The sequence below is a fragment of the Acetobacterium wieringae genome (assembly GCF_001766835.1).
GTDB lineage: Bacteria > Bacillota > Clostridia > Eubacteriales > Eubacteriaceae > Acetobacterium > Acetobacterium wieringae.
The window spans coordinates 60,411-78,271 of record NZ_LKEU01000013.1 but is presented as its reverse complement, the minus strand read 5'-3'; the positions used below and the strand labels follow the sequence as shown (position 1 = coordinate 78,271).

The window sequence follows — 17,861 nt, the reverse complement described above, 5'->3', positions numbered from 1 at the left end:
TTGCGTAGACTGCCAGTCTGAATTTGGCGGCGATCACCGTGACCTTATGGCAACCACCCGTCAGATTGTTCTTACCACCAATCAAAAGGGTACTGCCAGCCAGAATCTGACCTTTACCCGAACCCCGACCGGGGCCACCATTGAAGGACCCTTTCTCTGTTACTACCCGGATCTGCCGGAGATTTACATCGACCCCCAACAGTGGCAGCAGTTGCTGGCCGATTTTTTTAAGCTGTACGTTCTTGACTGGCGGTCCGACTATCAAAATGACGTCAAAAACAGTGACACTGCCTTCAGCTGGGAGCTAAAAATCAGCTTCGATCACCAGCAACCCTTTTGCTCCCGGGGCCAGGATCTCTACCCGCCCTACTGGGAAGCCCTGATGACGCTCTTTACCAAGCTCGGCCTGCCCAACATCGGAAAAGCCCTGGGCCAGAATTTTTTACAGCTCCAGACCCAAACTGTTTCGTAACCCAAAATTTAACCGGGATTTTATGGCACTCTCGTTTAGAATACGCTAAAATGTGGTATAGAATAACAATACAAAAAAATTCAAAGGCGGAAATCACAATGAAGATTTTTAACAAGCATTCCATCGGTAATAAAATCACCTCGATGGTGATTATTTTTGTCGCCCTAGCCCTGCTGGTGATCGGTATCACCGTCACCGTTTTAAGCATCACCACCGAAAACCAGCAAATCAAAGAACAGATGAATCTGCAACTCACTCAGACCATCACCGAGGTGGAACAGGCCCTGGACAAACACAGCAAGGTGGTCGAAAGCCTCGGCACCACCATTGGGGTCAACGGCACCCAGATGACCCCAGCTGAATACAGCGCCCTGCAAACCCAATTTGTGGCCCTGAATCCCGATACCTACGGGGTCGGAGTCTGGTATGACTATAACGGCTATCAGCCGGGAATGAAGTATTTCGGTCCCTATGCTTATCGGGATGGCGAGAATATCAGCTTTGCCGAAGCCCTGTACAGTACCGACGACTACGATTATCCTAACCAGGAATGGTATCTGGCCGGGAAAAACGACAACAAGGCGGTGGCCTGGTCACCACCCTATCAGGATGAAACCCTGGGGATTTCTCTGGTTACGGCCACTCAGGGCTTTTATGACAGCAACCAGCAGTTTAAAGGCGTGGTCACCGGCGACATCGATCTTTCCAGCCTCCAGCAAATGATCAGTGAGATCAAGGTCGGCGAAACCGGCCGGGCCTTTCTGGTGGATCGGGACGGCCTTTATATTGCCGATGCCGATGCCGCCAAGGCCATGAGCGTCAATCTGCGGGACGATCCCAATGCCAGCCTGGCGGCCCTGAGCGAAAGCATCCTCAGTGGCGAAGCCGGCTCCGGGGTGTTCACGGATGCCGCCGGCCAAAATAATATTTACTATGCGCCAATTCCCGCCACGGGCTGGACCCTGGCCATTATGGAACCCCAAAGCGAACTCAACGCCCCGATTATGATGCTGATTTTCCAGCTCATCGGGCTGTTTTTACTGACTCTGATTGTCCTGAGCTTTATCATTATCAAACAGGTCAAAGGGGTGGTCAATCCCATTGTCCTGATTACCGAGCTCTTCCATAAAGCCGAACTGGGTGATTTTGACAGCGAAATCCCCGCCGACATTGTCAGCCGTCAGGATGAACTGGGACAACTGGGGCTGTCCTTCCAGAAACTGTCGGAAAATATTCAGGAAAATATCGCCACCCTGGAACAGATTTCCCTGGGGAATCTCAATGTCACCGTCGATGTCAAATCCGACAAAGACATCCAGTCCAAAAGCCTGATTGAGGTGGTGGACAACCTTAAAAACCTCGAAACCGAAATCAACATGTTAACCCATTCGGCCGCCGATGGCCACTTATCAATTCGCGGCGATGCCAATAAATTCCAGGGCAAGTACCGGGATATAGTGGTCGGCGTCAATAATACCCTGGATGCTGTGGTTGAGCCGCTCAACATGTCGGCTGACTACGTCGATAAGATCAGCCGGGGTCAACTGCCGGAAAAAATCACCGCCACCTATCACGGCGATTTTAATACCATTAAAGAGAACTTGAACGCTTGTATCGATAATATCAATGCTCTGGTTTCCGATGTCGATATGCTGGCCCAGGCGGCCACCGCCGGGCAACTGGAAATCCAGGCCGATGCCACCAAACATAGCGGTGACTACCGTAAAATCATCGAAGGCTTTAACAATACCCTGAACTCCCTGCTGGCACCGATTAATGAGGCCCGTCAGGTGATGACTAAAATGGCCGCCAATGACTATACCCTGTCGATGACTGGCAATTATCAGGGCAGCATGGCCGATTTTGCCGCCGAAATCAACTTGGTCCATTCCCGATTACTCACGGTTCAGGATGCCTTTATTGATATTTCCAATGGCGATACCAGCCAATTGGCCGAGTTTGTGGCTGTTGGCAAACGTTCGGACAACGACAAGCTGATCCCTTCAATCATTGCCACCCTGACCAACATCGACAATCTGATTGCCGAATCCCGCAACCTGGCCGAGGCCGGGATCAATGGTAATCTGCAAATCCGCAGCGATGCCGCCCGCTTTTCCGGCGGTTATCGGGACATTGTTTCAGGCTTTAATCAGACTCTGGACGCCATCGAACAACCCATCAACGAAGCCGCCATCGTGCTGGCTCAAATGGCCGCTGGCAATCTGACCCAGCCGATGGAAGGCGATTACCAGGGCTCCTATGCGATTATCAAGAATTCCTTAAATGATACGATGGCCTCACTTAACGAGATCCTTGGTAACATCAATCATTCTGCCGATGAGGTCGCCTCCGGTTCCCGGCAAGTTTCTGACGGCAGTCAGGCCCTGGCGCAAGGCGCCACCGAGCAGGCCAGTTCCATGGAAGAGCTCAATGCCTCCATTGAAGAGGTGGCCGTCCAAACCCGGGAAAACGCGGTCAATGCCAACCTGGCCAATCAGCTGACCCTGACTGCCCAGCAGAATGCTGAAAACGGCAATCTGCAGATGCAGCAGATGCTGGGTTCAATGGCGCAAATCAATGAGGCTTCAGCGAAGATTTCCAATATCATCAAGGTTATCGATGATATCGCCTTCCAGACCAATATCCTGGCCTTAAACGCTGCCGTTGAAGCGGCCCGGGCCGGACAGCAGGGCAAGGGCTTTGCAGTGGTTGCCGAAGAGGTCCGGACCCTAGCCGGCCGCAGCGCCGAAGCCGCCAAAGAAACCACCGAGTTGATTGAAGGCTCGATTGCCAAGGTCTCCGAGGGAACCCGGATTGCCAACGATACCGCCGCCTCCCTCGATGAAATTGTATCCGGCGTCGCCAAGGTCGCTGCTCTGGTCAGCAAAATTGATGTCGCCTCCAATGAACAAACCGCTTCCATCAACCAGATCAACGTCGGCATCGACCAGGTGGCCCAGGTGGTTCAACAAAACTCTGCCACCGCCGAAGAAAGCGCCGCCGCCAGCGAAGAGCTCTACTGCCAGGCGGAACTGCTTAAAAACATGGTCAGCAAGTTTGAATTGACCAGGTAAACATCCTATCTCCCACCTACCCCTAATAAATAAAAAAAGAGCCTCATCCACGTTGGATGATACTCGAGGTTGCCGATAAACTACCGTACCGACCAATTGTTAATCTGTTGTTCGCTGCGGAATCGAACAAGTTTATCAACCTGTTCGCTCCGATGCGTACAACATGATGTAACAATTGTCGGTACTGGGTTAGCTTTATTAACAGACTGAGCCTCATCCGCATTGGATGAGGCTCAGTTTCGTATTTTTTAAAATAATTTAATGCTTAATCCAAAGCCACATTGATTTCAATCTTGATGCCATCGACATCAAACTCGACGCACATGACCTGATCTTTACTCATACTGAGTTCAATGCTTTCACCCGTTAGCATGGTTGGCGGCGAAATATCGACCACGATATTTTCATTGGAGAAATTGATGGCGGCATTGGCGGTTAGCATGTTGGACAGCTCGGAAATGGCACTCTTGGCCATATCATCAAGTTCCTCCACCGGCATCCCCATCATCATAATCGAGGCAATCTGTTTCGCCCCTTCCGTATCGATGGCATAGGCGACATTGCCCTTTTTATCGCCAACAATCCCCAGCGTTAAAACAATCCCGCTGGCCACAATTTTTTTTGTTTTTTCGCTTTGTTCTTTTAAATTAATGTTCGAAAAACCCAATTGCGGCATCACATCAGTAATGGAAGCGATAAAAGGATTAATAATTGTTACATCCATTCCACATCCCCCTTTTGAAAGCCGACATTCATAAAGACGTCCCCAAGATCGGTTTTAATCACAAAGGATTCGCTCATTATATCCCCAATCGAAATAATAATGTCCTTGCCCCGAAAGACGGTTGGCGGTGAAACCCGTAAACCAAAGGAACGATTAAGGCCATTTAAGAGCGAACAGGCATTGCCGCCAATGACATTGGTAAATTCGCTTAAAAAGTTAATGGCGTCATCAATCTGTTGGCCATCATCCTGTAATATTTTCCGGGTCATGGCCAGCGCCGTATTCTCGGACATATCCATAATCAGGCGGCCGTCGTGACGGCCAATGATCCCAATGGCTACCGAAATTCCCGAAGAACTGGTGGTCATCGGATGATCTGCAAGCTTTTCAACGACCACTTCTCCGCCGATTTCTCGTTTTAGAAAACTGAAAATTGATTCTTTAAAGGCTTCTTCGAAATTATTTTTTAAGATGCCATACAGCTCTTCACCCTCAAAAAGCCGTTCAATGGCAGCATCCAGATCGGTCTGATCCACCGGTTTCTGCAGATAGCCTTTGATCCCGACCTTTCGGGCCCGTTGAATGATCTCCTCATCCATCATGGCGCTGATGGCAATTATTTTAGTGTCCTGTAACTGTTCTAAAATTTGTTTTGAGCACTCAATCCCGTCACCATCGGGTAAGGTCATATCCATTGTTATCAAATCTGGTTTGATTTCCTGAGCTTTCTGGATTGCTTCGCTCATATTCAGGGCTGTGCCCACTATTTCAATTCCGTCTTTTTGGAGCATCCGCTTAAGCACTGCTATTGAAAAAGTTGAATCATCGACTATCATCACTCTAATATTTTCCATAAATCCACCGCCTTTTTAATCGAATCGAAAAATTTCCTATTTGTTAATTTTACTGGTTATGACCAGCATTCGTCAAGCACTATTTAATGTGCAATTAATCTTTTGATACCCCGATTAAGCCTAATTATTCAGGCTGCTGCGATTATCTTTTTTCTTGCTTTTGGCATAAAATCGATCCCGCTCTTTTTTGCCCCCGCTGTCACCATGGCTGCGTCGATTTTTGGGGGCAGCCCCCTGATGACCGGGCGAGCGTCGGGATTCGCCGAGATTGACTTCCACCGGCCCTGGTACCATGGGGAAGGGATGAACTTCCACCACCGGAATGGATTTTAAGGTCAGTTTTTCGATCCCTGCCAGTAAAGGCATTTCGTCCTGGTCACAAAAAGCTATGGCGCTCCCCCCCAGGCCCGCCCGACCGGTTCGGCCAATCCGATGAACATAGGTCTCCGGCACTTCCGGCAGGTCGTAATTAAAAACATGGGACAGTTCATCAATATCAATCCCCCGGGCGGCAATATCGGTCGCCACCAGAACCCGGGTTTTACGTTCCTTGAAATTGTTCAGGGCCAGTTGTCGGGCGTTCTGGGATTTGTTGCCGTGAATGGCCTGGGCTTTGTGTCCGGCTCGTTCCAGATGTTTGACGATTTTATCCGCCCCATGCTTGGTCCGGGAAAAAACCAGGGCCGAAACAATTTCCTTGTTTTTTAGCAGATGGTTAAGCAGATTGATCTTATTGGCTTTATTGACATGATACACATTCTGCTCAATCACTTCAACCGTAGATGACACCGGAGTAATCGTAACCTTGACTGGTTTATTTAACATCGTTCCTGCCAGTTTGGCAATTTCTGTTGGCATGGTTGCTGAAAAAAGCATATTCTGCCGGTCCACTGGCATATGTTTGATGATTTTCCGAACCTCCTGGAGCATCCCCATGTCCAACATCATATCCGCCTCATCCAGAACAAAGGACTCGATCTGGTTCAGACGAATGTACTTCTGATTGATCAAATCCAACAGTCGGCCCGGCGTGGCGACCAGTATATCAACCCCGGCTCCCAAGGCTTTGGTCTGGGGATTTTGCGATACGCCGCCATAAATTACCAGAGTTTTCAGCCCCAGGAACTTGCCATAGGCTTTAAAGGAATCACTGATCTGCAGGGCCAGCTCCCGGGTTGGTGCCAGTACCAGCGCTTTAATTGGGCGATTGCCCTTAAGATTCCGCTGTTGATAAGAAAGCTTCTGTAAAATCGGGATCGCAAAGGCGGCGGTTTTGCCGGTACCGGTCTGGGCGCATCCCAATAAATCGTTACCTTCCAGCAACGGTGGAATCGCCTGCTTCTGAATTGGTGTCGGCTGGGTATAACCTTCAGCTTTTAAAGCCTTCTGAATCGGTTCAATAATATCTAAATTTTTAAATTGCAATCGGTACTCCTTTTTATATCTATACTATACGGGTGATCCGTAGTCGATCAACCCTGATCATAAATAAAGAACGCCAGTAGCGTTCTTTAAGAAAATTACTTTACTTGTCGAAGAAGCCGCCACGCTTGGTTGTTTTAAAGGCTTTTCGCTGACTGATTCGGTTTTGATCCGCTTTGTCAGTTTTGTTGCCCTGCTGGGCGCTCTGTTTTTTCTTCGCTTCAATAATTTTTTTCATCGCTGCTATGTTATTGGTCGACATAAAACTCCTCTTTTTCTCTGGTCATAAACGGCAACCCCAGGGCTCCGCGCGAAATTGATGACAGGATAAAAAAAAACTTATGCCATTTCAGGCATAAGTTTAAACGTTCTTGTTACTTAAATAACTTGAATATTTTCGGCTTGTGGGCCTTTAGGTCCTTGTGTGATTTCGAAAGAAACTTCCTGACCTTCTTCTAATGTTTTATAACCGCTCGATTGGATTTGTGAGAAATGTGCAAATACATCTTTACCATCTTCCCCTGTAATAAAACCAAATCCTTTTTCTGCGTTAAACCATTTTACTGTACCATTCATCATGCGTACCTCCTAATTTTATTCCCTAAATCCTGGTAATACGGATAACAACTACATTTCTAAATTAGGATAATACTGTAAAGCATAGTACCAATTAAAAATAAAACTGTTAAATTCATTTACTGTTAATTTAAGTTCTTATACATAATAACACGAAATAATTAATTATGCAAACTTTTATTTTTAGCTAACTTAAAACGCTTAATTAAACGCCCCATTGTTCCACTATTTTTTTCTTTGAAAGGATGGCAAATCTTTCTCTAAAATGGTACAATATAACAACTGTTTCTAAATTCTTACTGACATTAACATCCTAAAGGGCATGCGGCTTGTAGACTTGTGAATAAAGCAGTACCGACAATTGTTATATCATGTTGTTTGCATCGGGGCGAACACGGCGTAGCCTGTCCGAACCCGCAGCAAACAACAGATTAACAAGGGTCTGACCCCTTGGTCATTGGTCGGTACGGTAGTTTGTCGACACCCTGTGGCCCCGGAGGCTTTTAAATTTAAGGTAGCATTTAGCTAGTATTTTTTCTTAGGAGGTTTCATATGCGTTTAGTTACTCGTTCAGATTTTGACGGTTTAATCTGCGGCATGCTGTTAAAAGAAGCCGGCATTATTAACGATTGGATTTTTGTACATCCCAAAGACCTGCAGGACGGGCTCTTTTCCCCCACCGAAAATGATGTGCTGGCCAATGTTCCCTATGTGCCCGGTTGTGGGATGTGGTTTGACCACCATTCATCCGAGCAAGACCGGATGGGGTGGCACCCCGGGGTAGCCGGTGAAAGCCGTCTGGCACCATCAGCCGCTCGAATTATCTATGAATATTATGGCGGTGCCGAAAAATTCCCCCATTACGGCGACATGATTGTTTCTGTCGATAAGGTGGACTCCGGCAATCTGACCAGGGACGAGATTTTAAACCCCACCGGCTGGATTCTGTTGGGCTTTATCTCCGATCCCCGCACCGGTTTGGGCCGCTTCCGGGATTTCCGGATCAGTAACTACCAGTTAATGGAAGAACTGATCAACCTGTTTCGCAATCTGTCGATTGAAGAAATTCTGCAATTACCGGATGTTAAAGAACGGGTTGAGCTCTACAATGACCAGTCCCGCCTTTTTACCGAAATGGTCACTGCTCATACCCGCATCGAAGCAAATGTGATTGTCACCGATCTGCGGGACGTAAAAACCATCTACACCGGTAACCGTTTTATGATTTACAGCCTCTTCCCGGATCAGAACGTCAGTCTCTGGATTGTCGATGGCAAGCAAAAACAGAATGTTTCAATTGCCTGCGGCTACAGTATCTTAAACCGCTCCTGCACCGCTGATATCGGCAAACTGATGCTTAAATACGGCGGCGGCGGGCACCACATGGTCGGCACCTGTCAGGTTCCCTACGCTGACGCCGATGCCACCATCACCGCCATTGTCGACGTGCTAAAGGGCGCATAAAAAAGAAGCGCAACCGTTACTGGTTGCGCTTTTTTATTTGGCTGGCCGGAATTCAAAGACCTTAAGCGACCCCTTATAGCCCTGAAAGGTCAGGTAGGCCACCGAGTGATCGGGGTTAAACCAGGCCATCACCGAGTAGGCGTTGGCGGGATCCTTTTTGTTATAGGCTGAGTTGATTTCGGTTCCGTCGACGCCGCCCATAATGGTCTTGACCTCTTCATAAGCCATGCCCTCTTTAAGGGAATTAACCTGATCTGCCGTGACATTAGCATTAACCAGGCCGTCCAGATAGGTGTCGTCAGGTACATAGAGCTGTTTGAAAACTGCGATCTCCGGTGCTTCTTCCGAATCGGCTGTTTCTTCACCGGTGTTGGCCACCGTATCATAGCTTACCGTCACACCATAGCCGGTGTTTTCATCAATATAGTTAAAACCTTTTCCCTTGGCCGAACCCTCAACCGCCAGAATTTTTTCCGCTTCTTCTTTGGTCATGCCCACCAGCACCTGATTATAAAGGTTCAGGGGATCGGTGCTGACCTCTTTCTTGGCACCGCCGAAAATCACAAACACCACACCAGCAACAACAGCTAAAACGATCAGGGCAATACCGCCGATCAGTAGTGGTTTGGGAATTTTCTTGTTCGTCATCTTGGGAATTTTTAATTTCATAATTCTTCTCCTGTTTAACATTTCAATGATTGTGTCAACACGGGCAGAGCCCACCGCCGGTTGCTAAAAAAAGTGATATCGTCCATCTCTACAATACCACTTTTCGCTGAACTAATTCTAAACAAAAGCGATCCCTTTGTCAATTCTAAAGAACACCTCGGCTTTCATCTTCCCATAATCACTTCCGTTTTGACGTCTCACTACTGCAACACAAAATAATATCCTTTCAACTTTTGAATGCTCAATTATTTCCAGATTGATGTAGATTTTTTTTCATTCAATTTGTTTGACAGCGTCTTCATCTCGTGATAATGTTTGCATATGTAAACAAACCGCCGGGGTATATGTAATATTTTCAGATCAGTGGGATCAATCTGTATAACTGATGGTCTGGTATTCGCCAAGAGTGGATTGCTTGATTTATTCTGAGATGACCCGGTCAATTTAAAAGGAGGCTATTTTTATGGCAGCAAAAATTTTATTAGTCGGCAGTGTAATGATGGATCTAATTCTTCGGTGCGAACGGGCACCTGAACCCAGTGAAAGTGTTTTAGGACACGATTACCGCAATGCTCCCGGTGGTAAAGGCAGCAATGCCGCAGTGGCCGCCGCCCGCACCGGCGCCCAGGTTTCTGCTTATGCCACCATTGGCGATGATGCCAATGGTGAATACCTGTTGGATTGCTGGAAAAAAGAAGGGGTTGACACCACCTTTACGATCACCAAGCCTGGTGCCAACACCGGTTTTGTGGCCATTACCCTGGAAGACAACGGCCAGAATCGGTTGATCATCTTCCCCGGAGCTAACATGCTGACCCCTCCCGATGAACTGGAAAAAGTTTTTGAAAACGATTTTGATGCGGTTCTACTGCAATTTGAAATCCCCCTGGAAACCAATGCAAAAGCCATTGAACTGGCCAATAAAAAGGGCATCATCACTGTGCTGGATGCCGGTCCGGCCCAGGATTATCCGCTGGAAAAACTGCCCCCGGTCACCATCCTGTCCCCCAACGAGACCGAAACCAAGGCTCTGGTCGGTATCTATCCCGCCGATCACGCATCCTGCCGGGAAGCTGCCCAAAAACTGATGGCCCGCAATGGCTGCAAATTCGTGGTCCTGAAACTGGGCGAACGGGGCTCCTACCTTTACGGAGAAGGTTTGGATGTGATGGTTCCCCCCTATAAGGTTGATGCCATCGATCCCACCGCCGCAGGGGATGCTTTCACGGGTACCCTGGCGAAAGCCTTTGTAGAAATGGGCGATCTGGTTGAAGCAGCCAAATATGCCAGCGCTTCTGGGGCCCTGACCTGTACCCAGCTCGGCGCCCAGCCATCCCTGCCCACTGCCGCCGAAATTGATGCCTTCCTGGCCACCCAGAAATAAGTCTTAAAATACCAAAAAGCAACAAGCCTTAAATCGGTTTGTTGCTTTTTTGTACCAGTTTTTATGCCAGTTCCAGCCCGAAATAGCTTTTTAAGGTATCTTTGATGGCGCCGTCGCCGGTGATGGTGGTTTCGGTCAGGGTTTCACCGTCAATGATCTTTAAGTGGCCATCAAAATAGGTGATCTTGCCGGTTTCGGTGACCAGAGCGCACATCATTGCCTGCCGGAAAAAGGATTCCGGATAGGTGGCGGTATAATGGTTGGCAATCAGATAATCGGCCGGACAGCAGGCTTCCCGGGTAAAGGCGTAGATTGGCTCAAAACCGGCTGCAGTTTTAAACTCCACCCGGTAACCGTAATCCGGATCGGCCATCACCCGATGACAGCGGCCCAGATGCTCCTGCTCCAAACCTTCTTCAAACAACAGTGGGGCCACCAGGCCATTACCACCAAAGCCCACATCACAGAGCCATGCCTGGCCATCGGCTTTTACCAGCAGCACCCGGTGGGTTTTTCCCGAATGGTCAAAACTGCCCTGATAGACCCTGGCCAGATGGCTGCTGACCAAAAATCCCATTTCGGTCAGCACCCCCGCAAACAAGCCGTTCATCTCAAAGCAGTATCCACCACGATGGTTGATGACAATTTTTCTAAAGAGATCGTCAAGCTCCAGGGAAATGGGTTTTCTGGCATAAACGTCCAAGTTTTCAAAGGGAATCGCCTTCACATGTCCAAGATGCAACTGTTTCAGGGTTGCCGCCGACACCTGGGTGCCACCGCTATAGCGAATTCGTTTAAAATAGTCCTCAAGTTTAAATAATTTTTCTGGCATTGGTTCTCCTCTTTAATTCGTTTTGTTTAAAAGATAAGGCTAGTATAACAGAATTATCAGAAAAACAATAACACTTTTAATGTTGCTTTTTGTCAGTTATAGCACTAGCCAATCTAGAAATACAGATTTCCAATAAAATATAGTACCACGATATGGAGCGGATAAAAGACATAGAACAGGTATTTCAGTCCCCGCCCTTTTTCACCATTATAGGACAACATCAACGGCAATGAAGCGATCATCATCCACTGATAATTATTGTAAAGCAGCGCCGTTGGGCGGGGGTCAAGCGACCATCCCAGGCCCAGGAAAGCCAGACAGAACAGCCCATAGGACAAAATCAGCCGCTTCTTGTCGGTGCGGTTAAAATAGATCAGCACTCCCAGAAAGACAAAGATAAAACTACCCTCATTAAAAATCAGATTGCCGGTGATGGCGCCGACAAAGCTCATCATCCCCATCAGCGGCACGATCTGAGCAATCAGAATACAAAGAATCGTGGTCAACACCTGATAGCCGGCGAACAGAGCCAGGTAGCGGTTGCCTTTGGGCTTGTCGGTTTTGCGCAGCTCAATCAGCCAGACAAGCACCGCCACCAGCAGCAGGGTTACAAAAATATTGTTGGTCATCATGGCGTAAGGATCAGCCACGATATTATTACAAATAAGGGCGATCATTGCCATGCCCACTCCAAATAAATACATCCTGAGCAGGTATTTCTGGCGGTCATGGGTGTAATAAAATCCCCAGGCCATACAAAACATAAAGACCGGGGCTGAAACCCGCCCCACCCAGTGGAGCCACAGCGGAGCACCGGGAATAAACTGCCCGATGTGGTCCAGCAGCATCAAAATCAGGGCAATCAGTTTTAAGCTTGTCGAGGTCATCGTTTCTCCAATCTACTGTAGGCCATTTTTATGGATCACAATTTTAATCTCGGCATAGGAATAGTGCTCCGGCAGGGCTTCTTTGATCGGTCGCAAGGCTTCCAGGCCAACAGTGCCGATGGCGTTGATGATTTCCAGCTCTTTCTCGGGATCGACAAAATCCGACCAGTCAATGGTCCGACCTTCCTGATCGCAGCGGATCAGGTGACCCAGGACGGTGTTTTCCGTCAGCTCCCGCTGTCTGGCGATCTCCGCAATCGTTATCCCCCCGGTGAATAAATCGTAGCTGACTTCCCAGGAGGGGGTCTTCGGCTCCTTTTCTCCCGCTTGCGGCCGTGCCACCCGGAGTTCCGGCGCGACTGGCTCCGGCCGGGGCCGGAGGGTAATCGGATTGTTATCAGCAAAACGGCTAATCGCTTCGATAAAGACCGAACCATAATGATCATAGCGGGCCTGACCGACGCCGGTGATGTTTAGAAATTCGGCTTCGGTGCGGGGAAAATAGGCGGCCATCTCTTTTAAAGCCGCATCGGGAAAGATCACATAGGGTGGCAGGGCTTTGTCCTTTGCGATCTCCCGGCGCAGCGTTCGCAACTGTTCAAACAGAGCGGCATCACAATCCACCGGGGCGATGGCCTTGCCTGCGCTGCGGGTTTTTCTGGCCGTAAGATTAAGCAGGTGTTTTTTATGAAAGACGGTCTCGTGGCCTTTCAGGACCCGCCCCGCCGCTGGGGTCAATTTCAGTACTGGGTACTCGTCGGCAGTGACGACAAGATAGCCCTTGGCCACCAGGGTCATAATCATTTCCCGGAGGCTTTCGGCGCTCTGTTCGCCCATCAGGCCATAGGTGGACAGCTGATCAAAGCCCAGCTCCAATACCTTTTTGTTTTTGGAGCCCCGCAGCACCGCAATCACCATATTCAGACCAAAACGATTTTTCATCCGATAAACACAGGACAGGATCTTCTGGGCATCCCGGGTGATGTCCACCATTTCCGACTGATCCAGACAGTTGCCGCAATTGCCGCAGCGCTCATAATCGGCCGCTTCCCCAAAATAGTGGAGGATGCTTTTTCTGAGGCAGTCATTGGTGTGACAATAATCGACCAGATACTGGAGATTCTCAAACAGCAACGTTTGCCGCTCCGGGGAAGTCTGATTAAGCCCAATCAGCTGCTTCTGCTTAACAATATCCGCTGGCGAATAAAGAATGGTGCAGTGACTGGGCTCGCCATCCCGGCCCCCGCGACCGGCCTCCTGATAATAGGCCTCCATATTCTGGGGCATATTGTAATGGATGATAAAGCGCACATCCGGTTTGTTGATCCCCATCCCAAAAGCATTGGTGGCTACCATGATCGGCAGCTGGTCATTGATGAAATCCTGCTGATTACGCTCCCGTTCCTCGGGACTCATGCCACCGTGATAAGCGCCAGCAGAAAACCCCAGACCAATCAGCCTGGCCGTGACGCTTTCAACGGTTTTGCGGGTGGCACAATAGATAATCCCCGCCTGACCGGGAAAGATCCGGGTGATGGTGTCGGTAATATAACCAAGCTTATCCCCGGTCTTAACCACCTGATAAAGCAGGTTGGGCCGATCAAAGCCGATAATTGATTCCACCGGATCACGTAGTGCCAGCAGCGCTTTGATTTCCTTTATAACCGGGATCGTGGCGGTGGCGGTATAGGCAGCCACCACCGGCCGGGGTGTAAGACTCCCGATAAAACCGGGGATCTCCCGGTAATGGGGCCGGAAATCATGACCCCATTGACTGATACAATGGGCTTCATCCACCGCCACCAGAGATACCGAAAGCGCTCTCATCAACTCTACAAAGGCTGGAACACAAAGCCGTTCCGGAGCAATATAGAGGAGCTTGTAGCGATTTGCCCGGATCTCCGTCAACCGTTTTTGATAACTGGCCTCATCGAGACTGCTGTTTAAAAAGGTGGCCGGGATGCCCATTTCCCCCAGGGCATCGACCTGATCCTTCATCAGTGAAATCAGCGGTGAGATCACCAGGGTGATGCCGGGCAACTCGATGGCCGGAAGCTGATAACACAACGATTTTCCCCCGCCGGTGGGCATAATCCCCAGCACATCCTGGCCACTAACCACTGCCGTTATGATTTTTTCCTGCCCCTCTTTAAATGTATCGTAGCCAAAATACTGGCTCAGGTTTTTTTTAAGCGTCAATCGATACCTCCTGTGAATCCTTGTCTCCGAATAGACGGTTCTCCTGAGAACCCTGACTCTTGTCATCTGCTTTATTATAAGATAAAAGACCGCCCCTGACAAGGAAAGCGGCGCTGATAAACTGCCGTATCAACCAATTGTTATTCTGTTATATTTAACAATCTTCATTAAACCTTAACATTTTGTTCAAAAGTCCTTAACAAATTTCGTTTATACTAAAAACAGATCAGCAGTCGATCTGTTACACACCAAATTAGCAACAAAAATTTGCACTACTTTTACAGTTATATGAATCTTGTTTAACGAAAGGAAATAACAATGGTACAGTCACGATTTGCAACCTATTATGAAAACCATCCAGAGACTAACGATATTTCACTGATTCTAAAAACAGGCAATAATCAAACGATCACGCCCTGTCACACCAGCATGCCTTCAAAAAAGGAAATTGCTTTAGCTAAAAAGCAACGATCTGATGAATGGGATTATCTTAAAAAAAGCATCGAAATGAAACTGGAGTTGGCTTTGCTTTATCTCAATCGTTCCAACGCCCATCTGCAAACCCTGTAACAACACAAAAGGAGCTTTTGCCATCGTGACCGATGGCGTAAGCTCCTTTTATTTTAGCAATCGTACTTAATTGCACCCTTTACAGATCAAAATGGGCAACCCGTCGATACTCAGCATTCTCAGAATCATCCTGGATAAAATGCCAGTTGGATGGGAAACTCATTTCTTTAGCCAGTCCCTCCAGGATAAACAGCATTATCCCGGCATCGGTATAATTTTCTTCCTGCTCCGGATTAATCACACACAGTTCTCCATAACCATCTTTAAGAATCAAACGGCAGGGTTGCGCATTCTGATAGGAGGGCGAATTTCTGACATAATAGAGCAAATCCAGCACTCCCCGTTTTTCCATTTCTTCATAGGGAGCCACATTTCCCCAGGTCTTAAGAAAAATGGTCTCAACCACTGACAACCGACTTTCGTCAGATGTGGAAATAATCGCCAGTCCATAGGGATCCTGCTGATACTTGGCATCACAATTTACAATTGTTTTATGACGATCGCCTTTGCTGTCTTTTTTTGCCGGTTTGCCGAACGCCAGTAAATGCTGGATGATCCCCGGTTGACCAGCCAGTAATCGTTCTGTCTGAGACGGAATGATGCCATCGACGGTGATCCAGCAACTACCCAGATCCAGATCATAGAGCTTTTTAACCACGGATTGCAGGTAAAATGCTCCGTAAACTTCAATCTCATGATCGAGCCGATCCAGCCGCAGGGCGATATAATGAGGGCCCTTGATCATTACTCCACCATAACCACCAAAACCTTCCAGATCCTCAAAAACCTCAGCACCATTTTCCAACAGGATCAAGGAAAAGCCCTTTTCTTTTCCGTTCGTACTGTTGAGCTCATCTAAATAGGCTTTAATTGCACCGATATCCCCTTGGTTCACGCGGTCATCCATAAATTCTCTCGTAGAGTGATTATTTACCGTAAATTCTCTGAATTTCATAAGTTAGACCTCCTTGTATTGGCTGATTATAGGCGTTTGCAAAACGCCACAGCCCGCATAATAACGGGATATTTCTGACATAAAAAAATATAACTCCTCACCAGATTGTGATAAAATTGAGTTGCTAAAAAACAAATCTATCAACCTGAAAGGAGTTATATCATGACTATTTTATCACAAAAACAGCTTTCTTTGGCTGAAATTTATTCTGATTGCACTCATTTTTTTGAAAGTGACAAACATCACTTTCTTTCGCTACTGGAAGAGAATCTGAACCTTCACGCGTTGATTCCGCATTCTTTTTATCAGCATTATTACCGCGCGCATGGCCGACATCGGGATTTTGATCTTTGTTCGATTCTCTGGGCGCTGATCCTGCAGCGGATTTTTTCCATCCCCACGGATACACTCCTGATTACGTTTCTCAAGTTTTCCAGAGAACTCCGCGATTTTTGCGGTTTTAACCGGGTACCCCATGCGTCACAACTGACCCGTTTCAAAAAAACATACCTGTTGGACTTACAATCGCTCTTTCATCGTCTTGTTGATGTGACTGAGCCGCTCTGCCAGAAAATTGATGCCGATAAAGCAATGATGACCATTTTTGATACCTCCGGAATTGAAGCCTACGTCACTGAAAACAATCCCAAATTTGCCAATAAAATTATTAAGCAGCTCAAAGCATTCAAAAAATCCCACCAGCTTGATGACGCCTATGATCCCTATAAGGCGGCTTACGGCTCAATGCCCACGCACGCGAAATCCAATCCGGAAATCAAACAGCTCTACATTAATGGTCATTTCTGTTACGTCTACAAATTCGGCATCATTACCAATGGCCTTGGCATTGTCCGGGATATCACTTTCTATGATGCGAATTTTCTGGCTGATCATCCGGAGATTTCTGTCGAGAAAAAATCAGATTCTCCCGATGAGGACAAATCGCTTCATGATACCAAAGCCCTGATTCCGGTTCTTTCAGACTTCTTTAAAAAGCACCCGCTGATTGTCCCCAAACTTTTCATTGGTGATGCTGCTTTTGACAGTTCTGCGATTTATCAGTCTCTCCTTGGGGAACTGAAATTTGAAAAAGCTTTCATTCCATTGAATCAGCGTGGTAAACTTTCCTATCCGGATTGTCCGGTTAATGCAGATGGCATTCCCTGTTGTCCAAACGATCCGTCACTTCCCATGAAATCTGAAGGGCGGGCCAAACGAAAGAACGGCCTGGTTCGGTTTAAATTCACCTGTCCCAAAACAAAATGGATCAAACAGGAAGCCGGGAAAGCTAAACGTCAGTGTTTCTGTGAAAATCCCTGTACTTCGTCTTCCTGTGGTCGGATGTTTTACGTCTACCCTGAAAAGAATCTTCGGGCCTACCCCGGAACCCTTCGTGGGACACTCGAATGGGCTCGAATCTATAAGATCCGGGGCGTCGTTGAGCAATCCATCAATCACTTCAAAGACAGTTTCTGTCTGGCCAACCGTAAAACTCAAAATGCCAAGACACTTCACGCCGATTTGCTGTTGGCCGGAATTACCCAGCTGATTACTGCAATTCTTTCCGATAATATTTATCAGCATCAGTACTTACGCAGTCTTAAACCACTCGTTGCCTAGTTGGACTCTTTATCTTCTTTGCCCAGCTTTTATTTTTGCGCTCTTTTTTCATCTTCTTCAACATTTTAATTGTTTTGTTGTTCCGTTTCCTTCCGACTTCACGAATTCTGTCTGGCTCTTACCACCGAATTTTCTGAGCTCCAAATCTTTTTCATTTCG

At 47.7% G+C, this 17,861-nt stretch carries 15 protein-coding genes and 1 pseudogene; 6 read left to right on the top strand and 10 right to left on the bottom strand.

Annotated features, from left to right (window positions below; genetic code table 11):
* Positions 1 to 46 precede the first annotated feature (46 nt).
* Positions 47 to 472, top strand: a complete 426-nt coding sequence (locus tag ACWI_RS02505; RefSeq protein ID WP_070369864.1) for a hypothetical protein — start codon at positions 47 to 49, stop codon at positions 470 to 472.
* A 98-nt stretch (positions 473 to 570) separates the two neighbouring features.
* On the top strand, positions 571 to 3,546 hold the full coding sequence (locus ACWI_RS02500; RefSeq protein ID WP_070369863.1) for a methyl-accepting chemotaxis protein: 2,976 nt from the start codon (positions 571 to 573) through the stop codon (positions 3,544 to 3,546).
* A 265-nt stretch (positions 3,547 to 3,811) separates the two neighbouring features.
* Here the strand turns inward: ACWI_RS02500 and ACWI_RS02495 are convergent, their stop codons facing one another.
* The 5 genes from ACWI_RS02495 to ACWI_RS02480 form a co-directional block, all read right to left on the bottom strand.
* Complete coding sequence (locus tag ACWI_RS02495) at positions 3,812 to 4,270, bottom strand: chemotaxis protein CheX (RefSeq protein WP_070369862.1); 459 nt, start codon at positions 4,268 to 4,270, stop codon at positions 3,812 to 3,814.
* Positions 4,261 to 5,124, bottom strand: coding sequence for a response regulator (locus ACWI_RS02490; protein WP_070369861.1), 864 nt, complete (start codon positions 5,122 to 5,124; stop codon positions 4,261 to 4,263). The genes ACWI_RS02495 and ACWI_RS02490 overlap by 10 nt, the downstream gene beginning before the upstream one ends.
* 120 nt (positions 5,125 to 5,244) lie before the next feature.
* The gene (locus ACWI_RS02485; protein ID WP_070369860.1) at positions 5,245 to 6,549 is read right to left on the bottom strand and encodes a DEAD/DEAH box helicase; all 1,305 of its coding nucleotides are present in this window, start codon (positions 6,547 to 6,549) and stop codon (positions 5,245 to 5,247) included.
* A 100-nt stretch (positions 6,550 to 6,649) separates the two neighbouring features.
* Complete coding sequence (locus ACWI_RS18930; protein WP_175440883.1) at positions 6,650 to 6,808, bottom strand: hypothetical protein; 159 nt, start codon at positions 6,806 to 6,808, stop codon at positions 6,650 to 6,652.
* A 116-nt stretch (positions 6,809 to 6,924) separates the two neighbouring features.
* Positions 6,925 to 7,122, bottom strand: a complete 198-nt coding sequence (locus tag ACWI_RS02480) for a cold-shock protein (RefSeq protein ID WP_070369908.1) — start codon at positions 7,120 to 7,122, stop codon at positions 6,925 to 6,927.
* 552 nt (positions 7,123 to 7,674) lie between these two features.
* Between ACWI_RS02480 and ACWI_RS02475 the strand changes: the two genes are divergently transcribed.
* On the top strand, positions 7,675 to 8,586 hold the full coding sequence (locus ACWI_RS02475) for a DHH family phosphoesterase (RefSeq protein ID WP_070369859.1): 912 nt from the start codon (positions 7,675 to 7,677) through the stop codon (positions 8,584 to 8,586).
* Positions 8,587 to 8,619: 33 nt separating this feature from the next.
* On the opposite strand, the gene ACWI_RS02470 is transcribed toward ACWI_RS02475, so the two are convergent.
* Positions 8,620 to 9,255 carry a hypothetical protein gene (locus ACWI_RS02470; RefSeq protein ID WP_070369858.1) on the bottom strand — a complete coding sequence of 212 codons (636 nt, stop codon included), beginning with the start codon at positions 9,253 to 9,255 and terminating at the stop codon, positions 8,620 to 8,622.
* Between the two features lie 463 nt (positions 9,256 to 9,718).
* On the opposite strand from ACWI_RS02470, the gene ACWI_RS02465 reads away from it, so the two are divergent.
* Entirely contained in the window at positions 9,719 to 10,639 is a 921-nt protein-coding gene (locus ACWI_RS02465) for a PfkB family carbohydrate kinase (protein WP_070369857.1), read from the top strand.
* Positions 10,640 to 10,700: 61 nt separating this feature from the next.
* Here the strand turns inward: ACWI_RS02465 and ACWI_RS02460 are convergent, their stop codons facing one another.
* The 3 genes from ACWI_RS02460 to recQ form a co-directional block, all read right to left on the bottom strand.
* Positions 10,701 to 11,471, bottom strand: a complete 771-nt coding sequence (locus ACWI_RS02460; RefSeq protein ID WP_070369856.1) for an arylamine N-acetyltransferase family protein — start codon at positions 11,469 to 11,471, stop codon at positions 10,701 to 10,703.
* A 113-nt stretch (positions 11,472 to 11,584) separates the two neighbouring features.
* Positions 11,585 to 12,358, bottom strand: coding sequence for a TraX family protein (locus tag ACWI_RS02455; RefSeq protein WP_070369855.1), 774 nt, complete (start codon positions 12,356 to 12,358; stop codon positions 11,585 to 11,587).
* Positions 12,359 to 12,370: 12 nt separating this feature from the next.
* Positions 12,371 to 14,557 (bottom strand): DNA helicase RecQ, encoded by a 2,187-nt coding sequence (recQ, locus tag ACWI_RS02450; protein ID WP_070369854.1) that lies wholly within the window; start codon positions 14,555 to 14,557, stop codon positions 12,371 to 12,373.
* A 318-nt stretch (positions 14,558 to 14,875) separates the two neighbouring features.
* Here recQ and ACWI_RS02445 point away from each other — a divergent pair, with 318 nt between their 5' ends.
* A complete protein-coding gene (locus ACWI_RS02445; protein ID WP_070369853.1) occupies positions 14,876 to 15,127 on the top strand; it encodes a hypothetical protein in 252 nt (83 codons plus the stop codon).
* A gap of 79 nt (positions 15,128 to 15,206) precedes the next feature.
* Here ACWI_RS02445 and ACWI_RS02440 read toward each other — a convergent pair whose 3' ends face one another.
* Entirely contained in the window at positions 15,207 to 16,082 is an 876-nt protein-coding gene (locus ACWI_RS02440) for a nitroreductase family protein (RefSeq protein WP_070369852.1), read from the bottom strand.
* 168 nt (positions 16,083 to 16,250) lie between these two features.
* Here ACWI_RS02440 and ACWI_RS02435 point away from each other — a divergent pair.
* Positions 16,251 to 17,631 (top strand): annotated as a pseudogene (locus ACWI_RS02435) (transposase).
* Positions 17,632 to 17,861: the final 230 nt, after the last annotated feature.